This is a genomic window from Janibacter sp. RAF52 (assembly GCF_052114035.1).
In the GTDB taxonomy this organism is placed as follows: domain Bacteria; phylum Actinomycetota; class Actinomycetes; order Actinomycetales; family Dermatophilaceae; genus Janibacter; species Janibacter hoylei.
This window is the reverse complement of record NZ_JBFRDY010000002.1, coordinates 356,373-372,522: the sequence shown is the minus strand read 5'-3', so window position 1 is coordinate 372,522 and position 16,150 is coordinate 356,373. Positions and strand designations below refer to the sequence as shown.

General features: G+C 71.2%; 12 protein-coding genes. 3 read left to right on the top strand and 9 right to left on the bottom strand.

Features of this window, described 5'->3' with window-relative positions; all coding sequences use genetic code 11:
* Nucleotides 1-16: 16 nt before the first annotated feature.
* Together AB4Y78_RS04280 and AB4Y78_RS04275 are read left to right on the top strand one after the other, a co-directional pair.
* Nucleotides 17-613: a PadR family transcriptional regulator gene (locus tag AB4Y78_RS04280; protein WP_441714004.1), complete on the top strand. Its 597-nt coding sequence runs from the start codon at nt 17-19 to the stop codon at nt 611-613.
* Complete coding sequence (locus tag AB4Y78_RS04275; RefSeq protein ID WP_007925826.1) at nt 610-1,704, top strand: inositol-3-phosphate synthase; 1,095 nt, start codon at nt 610-612, stop codon at nt 1,702-1,704. Before AB4Y78_RS04280 ends, AB4Y78_RS04275 begins: the two co-directional genes overlap by 4 nt.
* 78 nt (nt 1,705-1,782) lie before the next feature.
* On the opposite strand, the gene AB4Y78_RS04270 is transcribed toward AB4Y78_RS04275, so the two are convergent.
* From AB4Y78_RS04270 to AB4Y78_RS04260, 3 genes are all read right to left on the bottom strand, one after another.
* The gene (locus tag AB4Y78_RS04270; RefSeq protein ID WP_441714006.1) at nt 1,783-2,652 is read right to left on the bottom strand and encodes a CHAP domain-containing protein; all 870 of its coding nucleotides are present in this window, start codon (nt 2,650-2,652) and stop codon (nt 1,783-1,785) included.
* A gap of 95 nt (nt 2,653-2,747) precedes the next feature.
* Nucleotides 2,748-4,937: an ATP-binding protein gene (locus AB4Y78_RS04265; protein ID WP_441714008.1), complete on the bottom strand. Its 2,190-nt coding sequence runs from the start codon at nt 4,935-4,937 to the stop codon at nt 2,748-2,750.
* Nucleotides 4,938-5,058: 121 nt separating this feature from the next.
* Entirely contained in the window at nt 5,059-5,709 is a 651-nt protein-coding gene (locus tag AB4Y78_RS04260) for a LuxR C-terminal-related transcriptional regulator (protein WP_441714009.1), read from the bottom strand.
* Between the two features lie 145 nt (nt 5,710-5,854).
* Between AB4Y78_RS04260 and AB4Y78_RS04255 the strand changes: the two genes are divergently transcribed.
* Nucleotides 5,855-6,073 (top strand): biotin/lipoyl-binding carrier protein, encoded by a 219-nt coding sequence (locus AB4Y78_RS04255; RefSeq protein WP_007925829.1) that lies wholly within the window; start codon nt 5,855-5,857, stop codon nt 6,071-6,073.
* 69 nt (nt 6,074-6,142) lie between these two features.
* Here the strand turns inward: AB4Y78_RS04255 and AB4Y78_RS04250 are convergent, their stop codons facing one another.
* The 6 genes from AB4Y78_RS04250 to AB4Y78_RS04225 all read right to left on the bottom strand — a co-directional run bounded on the left by AB4Y78_RS04250 (nt 6,143) and on the right by AB4Y78_RS04225 (nt 16,138).
* Nucleotides 6,143-6,436: a hypothetical protein gene (locus AB4Y78_RS04250; RefSeq protein WP_441714011.1), complete on the bottom strand. Its 294-nt coding sequence runs from the start codon at nt 6,434-6,436 to the stop codon at nt 6,143-6,145.
* A gap of 49 nt (nt 6,437-6,485) precedes the next feature.
* On the bottom strand, nt 6,486-6,758 hold the full coding sequence (locus AB4Y78_RS04245; RefSeq protein ID WP_441714013.1) for a WXG100 family type VII secretion target: 273 nt from the start codon (nt 6,756-6,758) through the stop codon (nt 6,486-6,488).
* A gap of 180 nt (nt 6,759-6,938) precedes the next feature.
* Nucleotides 6,939-11,336 carry an FtsK/SpoIIIE domain-containing protein gene (locus AB4Y78_RS04240; protein ID WP_441714015.1) on the bottom strand — a complete coding sequence of 1,466 codons (4,398 nt, stop codon included), beginning with the start codon at nt 11,334-11,336 and terminating at the stop codon, nt 6,939-6,941.
* Nucleotides 11,337-11,341: 5 nt separating this feature from the next.
* Nucleotides 11,342-13,735 (bottom strand): DUF3488 and transglutaminase-like domain-containing protein, encoded by a 2,394-nt coding sequence (locus AB4Y78_RS04235; protein ID WP_441714016.1) that lies wholly within the window; start codon nt 13,733-13,735, stop codon nt 11,342-11,344.
* The gene (locus tag AB4Y78_RS04230) at nt 13,732-15,156 is read right to left on the bottom strand and encodes a DUF58 domain-containing protein (RefSeq protein ID WP_282071996.1); all 1,425 of its coding nucleotides are present in this window, start codon (nt 15,154-15,156) and stop codon (nt 13,732-13,734) included. The genes AB4Y78_RS04235 and AB4Y78_RS04230 overlap by 4 nt, the downstream gene beginning before the upstream one ends.
* Nucleotides 15,157-15,169: 13 nt before the next feature.
* Complete coding sequence (locus AB4Y78_RS04225) at nt 15,170-16,138, bottom strand: AAA family ATPase (protein ID WP_282071997.1); 969 nt, start codon at nt 16,136-16,138, stop codon at nt 15,170-15,172.
* Nucleotides 16,139-16,150 lie beyond the last annotated feature (12 nt).

Below are 16,150 nucleotides of genomic sequence, written 5' to 3'. Positions count from 1 at the left end.
GGGCGAAGGGAGTCACGTGCGCCGTCGCGAGATGCTCGAGTTCGCCGTGCTCGGCCTGCTCCACGAGGACCCCCTGCACGGCTACGAGCTGCGCCGTCGGCTCAACACCCGCCTCGGCGCCTTCCGGGCGCTCTCCTTCGGCACGCTCTACCCCTGCCTGGCGAGCCTGCAGGGTCAGGGCCTCGTCGACGGCGACGGCGCGCGTACCGGCGGCGGACGGCGTCAGCGGATCACGTACACGATCACCGAGGCCGGTCGGGCGGCCTTCGCCGAGCTGGCCGGCCGGTCCGACCCGCCGAGCTGGGCCGACGACGCCTTCGACGTGCGGGTCGCCTTCTTCGCGCGCACCGAGCGTGAGGTTCGCCTGCGGATCCTCGAAGGGCGCCGGGCCCGCCTCGCCGAGCAGCTGCGTGCCATGCGCGAGGGCGCCACCCGGGCCGACCGCTGGTCGGCCGCCCTCGCCGCGCACGACGAGGACGCGACCGAGCGCGCCGTCGCGTGGCTCGACGAGCTCATCGACGCCGAGCGCCGGGAGCCCCACGCCCGCCCGGGCACCCTCAGCGACCCATCGCACCCAGCCTTCAACCCGCCCCCCACCAAGGAGAACCCATGACTGCCATCCGTGTCGCCATCGTCGGCGTCGGCAACTGCGCGAGCTCGCTCGTCCAGGGTGTCGAGTACTACAAGGACGCCGACCCGTCGGGCACCGTGCCCGGCCTCATGCACGTGACCTTCGGCGACTACCACGTCTCGGACGTGCAGTTCGTCGCCGCCTTCGACGTCGACGACAAGAAGGTCGGCAAGGACCTCGCCGAGGCGATCAACTCCTCGGAGAACAACACGATCAAGATCGCGGACGTCCCGACGACCGGCGTCACGGTGCAGCGGGGCCACACGCTCGACGGCATCGGCAAGTACTACGCGCTGACGATCGACGAGTCCCCGGCCGAGCCGGTCGACGTCGTCCAGGCGCTCAAGGACGCCGAGGTCGACGTGCTCGTCTCCTACCTGCCGGTCGGCTCCGAGGAGGCGGACAAGTTCTACGCGCAGTGCGCGATCGACGCCGGCGTCGCCTTTGTCAACGCGCTGCCCGTCTTCATCGCGTCCGACCCGGAGTGGGCCCAGAAGTTCGAGGACGCCGGTGTCCCGATCATCGGCGACGACATCAAGAGCCAGGTCGGCGCGACGATCACGCACCGCGTCATGGCCAAGCTCTTCGAGCAGCGCGGCGTGGTCCTCGACCGCACCTACCAGCTCAACGTCGGCGGCAACATGGACTTCAAGAACATGCTCGAGCGCGAGCGCCTGGAGTCGAAGAAGATCTCCAAGACGCAGGCGGTCACGTCCAACCTCGACGGCCCGCTCGCCGGCGTCGGGGCCGACGACCGCAACGTCCACATCGGCCCGTCGGACTACGTCGCCTGGCTGGACGACCGCAAGTGGGCCTACGTCCGCCTCGAGGGTCGCGCCTTCGGCGACGTGCCGCTCAACCTCGAGTACAAGCTCGAGGTCTGGGACTCCCCCAACAGCGCCGGCATCATCATCGACGCGATCCGTGCGGCGAAGATCGCCAAGGACCGCGGCGTCGGCGGTGCCCTGCTCTCCGCGAGCAGCTACCTCATGAAGTCCCCGCCGGAGCAGCGGGAGGACACCGAGGGCCGGGCCAAGCTCGAGGCCTTCATCGCAGGCACCGAGGAGCGCTGACCTCGGGCACGTGCCCAGGACGAAGGGGGTGGCCCGGCTCGACGCCGGGCCACCCCCTTCGCCACACCGGCCGCAAGGTCATCTCGCCTTGGGCCGGAGGTAGCCGAGGAGCCTCGACTTCGAGATGGTCATGACCTTCGTGGCGCCCGGGTTCTGACTCAGTACCTTGACCGAGGATCCCTGGTCCACGAGCACGATCGCGATGTGACCTGCGTAGCCGTTCGACCGCATGCCGTCCCAGACCGCCACGTCACCCTTGGCAGCCTTCTTGGACGGAGCGACTCGGGTGTACTTGCCCGCGTCGTAGGTCCGCCAGATGTCCTTGGCGCCCCAGCTGTAGGGAGTGCTCATGAACCGGGCGCCGACGACGTCGCGGTTGTAGTACTGCGCCAGATCGACGCACTGGGCGCCGTGGCGACCGTCGAAGTCGGCGTACCTGCCCTTCCACTTGGTCACGAAGGAGTCGACCTTCCGGCTCAGGGTCGGCTTGGGCGTGGGCGGCGAGGTCACCTTCCACGAGCACGTGCTGGTGCACGTCGCCGTCGTCGTCGTGCTGCCGATCTTGACGTACGCCGTGTACTTCGTCCGTCCCGGGGCGTAGGACTGCATGCTGACGGCGTGACCGAGCTTGTCCACCTCGGTACGGGTCCACCTGTTGGTCGTGAAGTCCTTGCCGGACTTGGTCGTCGTCTGGACCTTGCCCACGTACTCGATCCAGTTGGTGCCACACGTCCTCGAGACCATGATCCGGGCGGTGCCGCCGGAGACGGCCTTGGACGACAGGACGTACGAGGACTTGGCGCACTTGGTGGTGTAGGGGTTGGTGTTGAAGTGGGACTTCGCGGCCCCACTGGGCGCGGCTGCGGCGATCGAGACTCCGAGGAGCACCGAGCTGACCGCGCCCACGCTGAGCGCGAGACGTCTGGAGCGACGAGGACGAGCATTCATGGCGATCTCCCAGGTTGCGGTGCGAGCTGACCCTGAGATCGTCCTGCCACGGCTCCAGACGGCACCAGTCCGGCAAAAGGGGGACAGCGCCGCGATCACTCGCTGGCCGCGAGCACCTCTTCCGCTGGCCGGTCACCGGTCGCCTGTGGCTGCGGCGCCCCGACCACGATGGTGGTGCTGAAGGCATCTGACTCCACCGTGCACCGGCGCAGGTCTCCGGGGACAGGCGAGGAGACGGGTGGAATGATCGCGATGCGAGCACCGACGAGGGTCCCCGGCCCCCGACGGACCAAGGACACCGTGACCCGTCGACCTCCGTCCAGGCTCGCGAGAACCTCTGCCAGCACACCTCGGATCCCGTCGTCCGACGTACTGACCGGCTCCGAGGGACGTACCGTGAAGGTGCCGCCCCGTTGCCGGAACCCGGTCACGATCGGATGGAGAGCACCGGTGACGAAACCTGGCGCGTACAGGTCGTCCCGCACCTCCGACGCGAGCAGCCTGGCCTGCTCACGGCTCGGCGCGGCCATCGGGTCGACCGCCCCCGCCGCGATGGCGCGCAGCCACGGCACGACCGCCTCGCGAGCCCGCGCCAGGTGCTGCTGGTCGACAGCGGCCATCGACGCACGCGCGGCCCGCACCGCCGAGAGACGCTCGCTCTCCTCCTCCTCGGCCTCGATGTGCCGACCGATCCTCCGCATCAGCCGACCAAGCACCAGTGCGGCGATCGGGGTGGCGAGCACGGCGTTGAGCGAGGCGACGGGCACGACCCCGGCGGAGAGCTCTGGCCGGACCCACACGGCCAGCAGGACGAGGAGAGCGTGGGGCGTCAGGATCACCAGCGCGACCCTGGCGGGCAGGACCATCATCAGGACGACCAAGGGCACGGCCAGGAAGCCCATGGGCCACGAGCGGTAGTCGAGCAGCGAACCCGCCGGGGACAGGGCCAAGGACACCGCGTTCACGATGAGCAGTCCGCCCTGCGTCATGACCAGCCACCGTGCCGTCGGCGCACCACGGAGGACGCGGTGGAGGACGAGGGCGGTGATCGCGCCATGGAGCAGCGCGAGGGTCAGGGACACGGCCGGCGTCGGCCACGCCCACGAGTACCGCACGGCGGTGTAGAGCCAGACCACGGCCACCGGCCAGGTGATGGAGAGGATCGGACGGGCCGACCCGATCGCGCGCAGGGTCAGGTCGTACTCGCGCTCCAGCACCGACCGGCGCCGCCTGCTGGTCAAGGGCATCTCCAGCAGGACGGTCACACCACCACCCGGGGTAACCCCGACCTGCACACGCCCTCCGACGTCCTCCACCGTCTCCCGGATCGATACCGACAGCCCGTAACCGGGGGACATCGACTCCGCCATCCCGGTGCCGTGGTCGACCACCTGGGCCGACAGCACGTCATCGGTCACGTCGAACCGCACCTCCGCCGCCGCCAGACCGCTGTGCCGGGACACATTGCGCAGCGCCTCACCCAAGGCTCGCCGCAGGGCTTCGTAGGACGCCTTCGGGATCACGCACGACGCGTCAGCACCGACGACGTCGACGTGGAAGCCGGTCGGAGTCGACCTCTCGAGCTCCCGCGCCAGGGCCCTGACACCGTGCTGCCCATCGGCAACGTCCGCCTGCGCCCTCTCCGTCGCGACGATCGCTGCCTCGATGTCGGCTACCGCGCGAACCGCCTGGGCGCACATCTGCCGGATGCGGCCCACCCCACCGCGCCCGCCCGCGATGGTCCTCAGCACGACGAGCACATCGTCGTGCAGAGCCCGGCCAGCTGCTGCGACCGCCCGACGATCGGCACTCTCCTCCAGTGCCGAGACCCGCTGCCGCGCCGTCTCCGCGTCGGCATCCGCCGACCGGCCGGCAGCGAGGTACAGCGACTGCACGAAGCCGTACACCGCCCAGGTCATGCCGACACCGACGACGACATCGGACAGCGCAGTGCTCCCCGACCCGCCGGCGACGACTCGCGCAGTCACGTGTGCCGCACCTGCGGGCAGCATGACGGACAGATAACCCCGAGGACGCAGCAGGCGGGCCGCACTGAGAGCCAAGGCCCCCACGGTCAGCCCGGGCGCCACGTCACTAGTCACGGGGAGTGCCTCGGACATCGAGGCGAGGAGCAGGGGTACGCAGAGCGCGACCACGTGCACAAGTCGCTCGCCCCGGAGCTGCAGGTCGACCACCACGGCGAGGTAGATGACGGCGATGACGAGGCGTGGGAGGACCTGGCTCGTCTGCCAGTCGCCGGTCCCCGTCACGGGTGCGATGCTCACGACGACGAAGGTCAGCAGGATCCCCCCGTGCACACGGAGCAGGGCCCTCTCCAAGCGCGCGCCGCGCCCGTCCCCACGGTGGTCTCGTCGGGCCAGAACCCACGAGCCGCCCGGGGGCACGTCAGAGGTGCGGAGACGTGCCGTAGCCGTCACGGTGGGCCTCCACGACGAGCGAGGTCGAGTTCGTCACGTCGCGCCCCAGCGCCAGGTACTTCTCCCGGGTGCGCATCAGGTGCGTCTTGACCGTGCCCTCGGAGATCCCGAGACGGGCGGCGACCTGATCGCGCGTCAGCCCATCGGCCAGCGAGGTGAGCACGTCGACCTCCCTGGGCGCCAGACGCGCTGCGCGGCCCCCGTCCGCGAGCAGTGCCGAGGCCAGCTCGCTGGTGCACCCGAACTCGCCCATCGCGACCCCACGCAGCACGTCGAGGAAGGCGTCCGCGCCGTCGCTCTTGAGAGCCAGGCCCAACGCCCCCGCCTGGACGGCCGAGCGCAGTCGTACCGGTCTTTCCTCCGTCGTGTGGAGCAGCACACTCGCCCCGGCCTGGCGCAGCGGCTCGATCGCCCACCCCGAGTCCGCGTCGTCACGACCCAGCCACAGGTCCAAGACCACCACGGCTGGGCAGCGGTCCGGGTCGTCCAGCAACGGACCCGGATCGGTGTAGGCGCCGACGCAGACGAACTCCTGCGGGACCGTCGCGATGATCGCCGCGATGCCGCGCTGCACCACCTCGTGGTTGTCCACGAGCGCGACCGTGACAGGTCCGCTCATCCAGACCCCTCCCTCCCGACCGAGCCTGAGGCCACGATCCTCCCCTCACGCCCACAGGGGAAGTCCCCGGTTCGGCGGATCTCCCGGCGCTCGTCCGCACCCACGGGTGACGACCGCGCGCCGCACGCCCGTTAGCCTGTGTGCCATGGGTCACAGGGTCGAGTCGGAGCTGGTCGCCAACGTCATCGCCGTGCAGGTGGCGGCCGACCAGGTCGTCGCCGTGGGTGACGAGCTCGTCCTCCTCGAGTCGATGAAGATGGAGATCCCCGTGCTCTCCGAGCGCTCCGGCCGGGTGGCCGAGGTCAAGGTCGCCCCCGGCGACGTCGTCCAGGAGGGCGAGGTGCTCGTCGTCATCGACGACTGACCTGCGCACACGACGAAGGGTGGGTCCGACCATGCGGTCGGGCCCACCCTTCGGTGCGTGTGGTGACGATCAGGCGCCGCGCCCGCCGCCGCCCGAGCCCTCGGTCTGCTGGTCGGCCTGCTGGACCGCCTGCTTCGCGTAGGCGTCGATCGAGTCCTGCGCGCTCTGGAGCGCCTTGACGGCGTCCTGCCAGGAGCTGGCGAACTGCTCGGAGTCCGGGCCGAGCCAGTTCTCCGCGAGGGTGGCGGCCTGGGTGGTGCCGCTGGTGGTGACCTCGCTGATCTTGCCGGACTGGGTGGTCAGCTGCGTGGCGACCTCCTTGATCTTGGCAACATCCATTCCGTCGGTCAGGTTTCCGCTCATCTCAGTGTCCCTTCAAGTCTGTGTGGTTCGAAGCTGTCGGTGTGGTCGATCAGGAGCCGGAGATCTCGCCCTGCTGGGTGCTCTCGTGCTGGAGCTGGTCGCTCAGCGCGTCGAGCATCTGCTTGATCTTCTCGAGCTGCGGGCGGTGCTGGGACTCCCACTCCGAGACGAACTTCTCCGAGTCGGCGCCGTTCCAGGCCTCGTTCGCCGCCTGGACCTGGGTGTTGACGTTGGTGATCACGGTGCCGAGGTCCTCGGCGAGGTTCTGCCACTTCGGCAGCTCACCCTTGACGACGTCGAGGTTCATTCCGAGCCAACCCATGGTGTCCTCCTGCTGTAGATGGTGATTGGTGATGTGGATCTGTGCTGTTCACTCGAGCGATCCCTCCGCCCGACTGAGGTCAACACTAAGGAAGGTGCGCGGGGAGGTACATGGGGAGAACTCCCCCGACCTCCACCGCAACGGCACCCACCCGTCGATACCGTCGCGGCACAGCGGAACTCATGATCTCCCCAGTCCGGCGGGGAGGGCCATCTGGACAATCATCGACTTGCCGCGACGCACGAGGACCCCTCGGCCCTCGGGCATGACGACCCGTGCCAGCGGCGGGAAGTTGGTCTTGAAGATCATCGACGACTCGGACCCGTCGGGCGCCAGCGCGATGCCCGACCGGCTGGCCTTGACCAGGCCCGGCAGGCCCATGCTCGTGCTGAGCGCGCTCGGGTCGGCCTCGCCGATGACGAAGTGGTCGTTGTCGACGAGCGGCTTGATCACCTCCTGCAGCGGCATCTGGAAGGGCGGCGCGTTGAGGTCGTCGAGTTTTTCGCAGACGAGCACCTGCCGGGGAGAGCTCTCGTCGAGCGCCCGCTCCTTGAGCGTCGCGCACAGCTCCTTGATGTCGTCCTCGCGGGTCGCGGAGGCGTCGATCTCGGGGAGACCGAGCAGCTCCGAGTTGCGGCGCAGCGTGATGAGGCTGACCTGGCAGGTGGGGTCCCACCGCTTGACCGCACGCACGAGCTGGACGACCGCGGTGGTGCGCCCGCTCCCGGGTGGGCCGGTCACGATGAAGCCACCGCGTGGGTCGATGGTCACCGGGGCCATCGCGTCGGAGCTCATCGCCATGACGGGCAGACCGTCAACCTGGGCCGGCATGCTCGCTGCCGGCACGACCTCCGGCAACGAGGCGATCGGCTCGGCCGGTCGCACTCCCGACTTCGTCATGGTCTCGGCGAAACCGCGGACCATGCGCGACTGCTCGGAGGCGTCGTGGGTGCCGCCGAGCACGGCCACCTGGACCTCGCGCTTCTTGAAGATGCCCCGGCCGGGCGGCGACTCCGGCGTGAGCACGTCGGCCGGCACGCCGAGGAAGGAGTAGTCGTCCTCGGTCGCCATGCGCAGCACGAAGCGCGACTGGACCGACGAGCCCATCGCCACCGGCAGCCCGTTGCGGGCGTCGACCGACAGGACGAAGTGGACACCCACCGGGCGCCCGTCGGCGAGGAGCGCGGTGAAGGCGTCGAGCCACTTCATCAGCGCCCCCGCCGACTCGTAGGCATTGCGGAAGGCGGTGAGCCCGTCGACGAGGACGAAGATCCGCGGCTCGTCGGTGCGGCCGGTGATCTTGCGGTACTGCGTGATCGTCGTGGCATTGGCCGCCGAGTAGCGGATGGCGCGCTCGTCGATCGTCTCGCGGAGCGTCGTGATGAGCCGCTTGACCCGCTCCTCGTCCTGACCCGAGATGATGCTGCCGACGTGCGGCAGGTCCTCGAGCATCGACAGGCCGCGGTTGCCGAAGTCGAGGCCGTAGACGTGACAGGGCCCGCCGCGCACGGTGAATCCCGCGGCGATGGCGATGGTCCGCAGGAAGGTGCTCTTGCCCGAGCCCGACGCACCGTAGACCGCGAGGTTGCCCTCGACGTCCGGGCGGAAGGAGATCGACGGCTGGCTCTGCCGCTCCGGGTTGTCGGCGATGCCGATGACCAGCTCGTCGTCGCGGCGGTCCGTCGGCAGCTTGGCCAGCTCGTAGACCTCCTCGAGCTCGGGCAGCCACGGCTTGCGGGGGATCGGGATCTCCGCCTCGACCCGGGCCCGCTCGACGGTCTCGACCACTCGCTGGATGTCCGTGGGACCGAGGTCGGCGTCTTCGTCCCCCTTCGGCGTGGCAGGCAGCTCCCACGCGACCGGCGCACCGAAGGTCAGCGTCGAGACGAGCATGTCCGGCGGTGGCGGCGTGTTGCTCGTCCACCCACCGGCGTAGCCGGTCTGGAAGGGCACGAGACGGCCCGGTCCCGACTTGGCCATCGCCCGGCCCGGCAGGCCGGGGTCGAAGTAGGCCGCATCCGGCGTGCCGAGGACGTCGGTCGAGTCATCGGTGTCGGCCATCCGCAGCGCCATGCGCAGGTTGGTGTTGGCGCGCAGGTTGTCCTTGATGACGCCCGCGGGGCGCTGCGTCGCGAGGATGAGGTGGATGCCGAGCGAGCGACCGCGCTGGGCGATGTTGACGACGCCGTCGACGAAGTCGGGCACCTCCTGCACGAGCGCGGCGAACTCGTCGACGACGATGATCAGGCTCGGCGGGGCCTCGACCTCGCCGCGACGCTCGAGCTCGACGAGGTCCTTGGCCTTGAATCGGGCGAGCAGGTGCTCGCGGTAGTGCAGCTCCGCCGAGAGCGACTCCAGGGCCCGTCGCACCAGGTGCGGCGACAGGTCGGTCACCATGCCGACCGTGTGCGGCAGCTGGACGCAGTCGCGGAAGGCCGAACCACCCTTGTAGTCCACGAGCAGGAAGGTCACCCGCTGCGGGCTGTTGGCCGTCGCCATGCCGAGGATCCACGCCTGGAGCAGCTCGGACTTGCCGGCACCGGTGGTCCCGCCGACGAGGGCGTGCGGCCCGTCGGTGCGCAGGTCGACGCTGTGCGTGCCGAGCGCGGACTGACCGATGACGGCGCGAAGGGAGCCCGGCTTGCGGCTCGGGGTCGGCGGCGCGTGCCGGCCGGTGAGGATCGAGCGGTTTTCGTTCCACCGCTCGATGACGGCCATCTCGGACTGGGCGATCTCGGTCCCGACGAGAGCGAGGTAGGAGACCGACCGCGGGATGTCGGAGTCGTCCTGGGCGAGCGCGCTGGAGTCGGTGATCGGTGCGAGCTGGCGGGCGATGGTCTCGGCGTCGGTCGGCGCGAGCAGGTCCGCCTGCACGTCCGTCGCCACCTGCGCGGGCCCGACCCAGCCGACCCGGCAGGCGCCTCCGTCGGCGACCTCGACGAAGGTGCGGCACGCCGCCGGCAGCTGCTCGGTGACGGGCGCGACCCAGATGACGACGACCCCCTGCTGCCAGCCCGTCTCGGCGAGCTGCACCAGGCGGGCCCGGTCGACCGGCGCGTCGTTCTCCACGAGGACGACGACCGCCGGGCCGCTGCGCGTGTCATTGCTCCCGGCGGCGCCGGCGACGAGGCCCTCGAGCTGCTCCATGACCGCAGAGCACCCGGGGCCGGAGCTGGCCGTGTGCTGCACGTCGAGCGGGCTCTGCGGCGAGGAGGTGTGCGGCACCCACTTGAGCCAGTCCCAGTCACGCGCCGACGTCGTCGAGGTGAGCGCGCACAGGACGACCTCGGCCGGCGAGTGCGCCGCGAGGGTCTGGACGACGAGCGAGCGGGCCAGGCCGAGGGCCGCGTCGCGCGGTCCCGAGACGCCGATGGCGCCGTCGAGCAGCGGGTGGGCCGTCACCGGCACGTCGGCGACGACACCGAGGCCCTGCATGAGGGTCGAGACCTCGAGCCACGCCTCGGCGCGGGTCCGCCCCATCTTGGGCAGCTTGATCTCGCTGCGGCTCGGCCGCACGCCCAGACCGAGGCGGTACTCGAGGAAGCCGGGCTCCCCCGGCCGCCGGGTCCACATGAGCGGGTGGTGGGCGGCAACCGCTTGGCCGAACTGCGCGACGGCCGGGTGCTCCTGCCGACGCACGTCGTGCTCGCGGTCGAGCTCGGTCTCGATGTCCTCGACGAGGTAGCCCACGTCCTCGCGGAAGTCGACCATCGCCTCCTCGAAGTCCAACCGCACGCGCCGCTTGGACTCCCACGCGTTGGCGAGCATCATCATCGGCATCATGAGCATGAACATGATCGTGAAGCGAGAGCGGGTGATGGCGAAGAGGGTCGCGCCCATGAAGACCGGCACGATCATCATCGCCAGCGGGATGCGCTGCGGCTTGCCGCGCTCGGGCAGCTCCGGCACCTCGAACTGCAGCCCCTGGTAGACGGGTGCGATCCGGGGCGAGCGGACGAAGGCCACGTCACCGGACTCGGTGCGGGTGACGCCCGCGGCCGCGGTCCGGGCCGAGATCTCGAAGGTCGTGTCACCGATGGTGAAGGTCTCGCCCTCGCGCAGGATCGCCCGGTCGACCTGCTCGTCGCCGACGACGACGCCGTTGGACGAGCCGAGGTCGGTCACCTCGACGACGTCCGCGACGAGCAGCTTGGCGTGACGTCGCGAGACGGAGGCGTCGTTGATCTGCACCTCGCAGCCGCGACCACGCCCGACGTGCGAGGTCCCCCGCTGGAGAGGGTACTCCCGACCGGTGTCCGGCCCGGCGACGACCCGCGCGATGGCGATGGGGGCCTCGGTGTCCTTGTACCCCGAGGACCGACGGGTCACCGCGAGGTGGGCCCCGGAGTGCAGGCCCGACTCCTGGACCGTGGTGTGCGGGTCGACCGCCCGGTGGTTTTCGTCGACGAGCGCCAGCGTCAGCTCACCGAGGTCCGCGTGCCCGGGTGTGACCCCGGACCGCTGCCGCTCGGGGTCGGCGAGGACGAGGTGCTCGGCGAGGTCACCGACCGTCGTGCGGCCGTCGACGGTCGCGACGAGGTCCGTGTCCTGGTTGTCGGACCCGCGGAGGGTGAACATCAGCTTCATCGGAGCGCCTTCCGGGAGGGGGCGGTGGTGTGGTCGTGGAGCCCGATGTCCTCCTGGCGGGACAACAGCGGGCGCGGGTCGAAGATCGTGCGGACCCGGGTGACGAAGGGAGCCGCGCGCCGCAGCCGACGGCGCACCCGGCGCAGCTCGGCCTGCCACGCGGTGACCTCGGCCGGCTGGGGCGGCGCCTCGCCGAAGACGAGGGCATCGGCCCGCATCGCCGCGGGCACCGCGTCGACGGCGGGCCCGAGGGCCCGAGCCTGCTCGATGCGGGTACCGCCGGCCGGGAGCGTGCGGCCGAGGACCCTCGCCTCCTCGACGAGGTCGTTCCACGCGCGACCGACCCTGCGGTCGGGCGTGCCGCGACGCAGCCGGACGGCCCGACGCACGGCCGTGAGGAGCGGGGTGAGGAGCAGCAGGAGGAGCGGGATGCCGACGAAGACCCCGAGGAGCTGGGCCCACAGGGGCCACGTCGACGGCGCGGACCAGTCGACGACCGGCTCCGGCGGGGGCGGTGGCGGCGGGGGCGGCGGCGGGGGCGGCTCGACGGCCGGCGCCTCCCACGGCGTCGTGTCGGTGTCGGCAGGGGTCGCCTGCTCGGCCATGTCGGGGATGAAGGTCTGCGGCAGCACCTGGAACCAGCTGCCGTCGGCCTGCTGGACCTCCACCCAGGCGTGGATGTCACGGCCGCGGATGACGCCGTCGTCGGTCGCGGTCGCCCCGACGACGACCCGGGTCGGGATGCCCAGCCGGTTGCCGATGAGGCCCAGCGTCGAGGCGTACTGCTCGTCGTTGCCGGCGAGCGGGTCGGAGTTGAGGAAGGCGTCGAGACGCCCGAGGCCGTGCCCGGCGGGGAAGCGCTGCGTCTGCGCCGCGAGGTCGTCGTCCGAGGGCACGTGGTCACCCGTCGCCGGCGTCCCGTCCGTGTAGGTGCCCTCCTCGCGCAGGGTCGCCGCGATGTTGCGGAACTGCCCCCAGCGGTCGGTGGCGTCCCCCTTCCAGGCCGCGATGCGCCCGTCGACGAAGGAGGCGTCGCCCGAGATCGGCATGCTGCCCGAGGCCACGGGCAGGGACTCGGGGAGGGCACCGGCCCCCTTCGGCGGGAGCTCGGTGCGCACCTCGTAGCCATCGCCCGGGCGGATCGCCGGCGGCACGAGCACGGTGTTGGTGCTGAGGTTGAGCCAGGCCTGGCCCTCGAGCCGCTCCTGCGTGTCGTCGAGGAACTCGATGCCCTCGACCCGACCGGTCGTGAGCACCCACGACCCGGTGTAGCCACCCTCCGGGACGGTCACCTTGACCTGCGTCGTGTCGTCGCTGGCGAGCACGCCGACCCGGCGGCCGAACTGCTGGAAGGAGCGGCCGGCGTCGGCCCGCTCGGAGCCACGGCCGGCGATGCCCCACGTCGACCCGTCCCACGTGTCGAGCGTGGCCAGTCGCATCGGCGTCGTCGCCGGTACACCGTCGACCTGGAGCAGCTGACGGTCGTAGAGGCCCGTCGGGCTCGTCGCCGTGAACTCGCGGTACCGCGAGAGCGGCGAGGCCAGGACATTGGTGTCGTGGCCCGGCACGACATCGGTGCGCACGACCTGCCGCTCACCACCGCTGCCCGGCAGGTGCGGGCCGAGGAGCCCGCCGACGAGCGCGGCGACGCCGAGCAGGACGGCCCCCGCGACGACGCGCGACAGCGCCGGGCGACGGGCCCCCGGGCGGGCGATGCCGACCTCCGGGTCGAGGTGGTCACGGGCGACGCACCACGCGACGAGGAGGAGGACGAAGACCAGACCCTGCACCCAGGGGGACGCCGGAGCGGTCGTGCCCAAGGCGATCGTCACCGCGAGGAGGACGAAGGGAGCCAGCCCCAGCCGCAGCCGCGAGCGGGTCACGCGGGCGGTCGCATAGGTCGTCGCGGTGCCGACGAGCGCGAGGAAGAAGGGAACGGCGAGGACGTGGCCCCGGGCGTCCACGGGCGGCACGAGGGTCAGCAGGTCCATCCAGCCGCGGGTCGGCCCCGCGAGCAGGTCGCGGAAGGTCGTCCCCGTGGGCAGGAAGCCCCACTTCACGTCGTCGCGGACGGCGAGCGGCCCGCCGAGGAGGAAGTAGAGGACCGCGCCGAGCGCGGTCGTCGCGACGAGGGGCCACCGGTAGGTGCCCTGGATGTGCCCGAGCACGAGCCCGAGCAGGACACCCGCGGCAGCGGCCTGCCACCACTCCCAGCCGAAGACCACCGTGCGCAGCCCGACGAGCGCGCACGCGACGAGGGCGATGGTGAAGACGGTGTCGACCCAGTGGGCGGCACCCGGCCGCATCCGGCCGAGGGTCGCGCGCACCTTTTCGCCCGTCGTCTGCTGGGGCTTGATCATCCCCGGCTTGGGGGCACCCACGAGGCTCATGCCGGCACCAGTCCCGTGACGACGTCGGTGAGGTCGCCGAGCTCGGCGAGGGTGACGACCGTGAGACCGCGCACCCGACGCACGGTCGCACTGGCCGTCGGGTCGACGATGACGGCGACCTTGTGCACCTCGGTCTCGAACTCGCCGAGGCACTGCTGGATCTCGAGGAAGGCCCGCGCCGGGCCGGTGCACAGCACGGCGACCGACGAGTCCGGGGCGTGCTGGACGACGACCCGGGCCGACCGGACGAGGTCGACCCGACCGAGGGTCGCCGTCGTCAGGGTGTCGAGGACCAGCGGGACCGTCGTGCGCGAGGCGAGCCCGTCGCGGCACACGACCGTCGCCTCCTGCTCGTCCTTGATCGACTGGACCATGAGGGAGGCCGCCACGGCGATGGCCGTCTCCACGTCCCCTTCGCCGTCGGTGTACATCGCCGGGTCGGTGTCGACGACGACACCCAGGTGCGACCGACGCGTCTCCTGGAACTGGCGCACGAAGAGCTGGCCGTGCTTGGCCGAGGAGCGCCAGTGGATGTGGCGACGGTCGTCGCCCGGCTCGTACTCGCGCAGCGCGTGGAAGGAGATGTCCGCCATCGACAGCTCGGGCGTCGCCTCGCCCTCGAGGTCACGCAGCAGGCCGTGGGCACCGGACTCGAGCGCAATCCGCCGCGGGTGCACGTGCATGATCTGCTGCTCGCCGAAGGTCGCGGTCCGGCGGGTGATGCCGAGCGGGTCACCGACGACGGTCGTCGGCGGCCCCACGGGGACGGCCCCGCGGCGCGACGTCGCGATGGGGAAGGAGATGCGGTGCTGTGCCCCCCTGCGCAGCAGCGGCACGGGGATCAGCTCGTCGTGGTCACCGACCGGCAGCCGCACGAGCGAAGGGAGCATCGTGCGCCGCGAGGCATTGGTGAGGACGACGTGGCCCTGCGCCAGGTCGCCGATCTCCGCCCGGACCGGTTCGACGACGAGCGTGACGTCCGCCTTGTGACGACCGAGCGAGACCAGCACGCACACCGCGACGAGGGTGAGGAGGGTCGCCGCCATGATCGTGAGCTCGACCCACCCGAGGACCGCGCCGAGCACCCACAGCACGGCGCCGAGCGCGAGCAGGGTCCAGCCGAGCGGGGTGACCCAGTCCAGCCGACCGCCGAACCACGTGCGGCGGACCCGCTCGTCCGTCGCCGCGACACCGGAGCGGACCGCCCGGCCCGCGCCTTGGCCGGCCGCGACGACCGACGCACCGGGCAGGGTGACGGTGCGGCGGGCGCCGGTGGCACGCAGCTTCGACGACTCCGCCATCTGCTGGAGCCGGGCCTCGTGCTCCGACGGGCCCGTGGGGGTCGCCGGGGTATCGGGCGCGCGGACGCGACCGCGCCCACGAGGGGCGTCGGGCGGCGGGGTCGGCAGTCCGGTCGTCATCGAGGGCTGCGGGTCAGGCGACGCGCTCGGTCGGCGGGGCGACCTCGCCGAGCACGCGGCCGATGACGTCACCCACGCGGACACCCGCGAACTCCGCCTCGGCGGACAGCAGCAGGCGGTGGCTCATGACGGGCTCGGCGAGCATCTTGATGTCGTCGGGCACGACGTGCGTCCGACCCTGGCTGAGCGCCCAGGTCTTGGCGCAGCGCACGAAGGCCAGGCAGCCACGCACCGACAGACCGAGGCGCACGTTGGGGTGACGCCGCGTCTCCTCCGCGATCCGGGAGACGTAGGCGAGGATCGCCGCGTCGACGTGCACCTGGTCCGCGAGCTTGGCCATGTCACCCACGACCTTCGTCGTGACGACCGGGCGCAGACCGCGAGCCCGGTCACGACGAGCGGCGTCGGCGAGCACGGCGACCGTCGCCTCGTGGTCGGGGTAGCCGAGCGAGGTCTTCATGAGGAAGCGGTCGAGCTGGGCCTCCGGCAGGCGATAGGTGCCCGCCTGCTCGATGGGGTTCTGCGTCGCGACGACCATGAAGGGCGCGCCGACCTCGTGGGTCGTCCCGTCGATCGTCACCCGGCCCTCCTCCATGACCTCGAGGAGCGCCGACTGCGTCTTGGGCGAGGCCCGGTTGATCTCGTCGGCGAGGACGATCGAGGCGAAGACCGGCCCCTTGTGCAGGTCGAAGCGCTTGCTCTGCTGGTCGTAGATCGTCACGCCGGTGACATCGCTGGGCAGCAGGTCCGGGGTGAACTGGATGCGGCTGTTGGTGCCCTGGACCGTCGCGGCCAGCGCCCTGGCCAGCTGCGTCTTGCCCGTCCCCGGGTAGTCCTCGAGGAGGAGGTGGCCCTCGGAGAGCAGGCAGGTGAGGGCCAGGCGCACCACGTGCTGCTTGCCGAGGACGACATGGTCGATGTTGCCGACCATCTGCTGGAAGGCCTGGCTGAACCACCCGGCCTGCTCCTGGGAGACGCTCATCGTTCCTGCTTC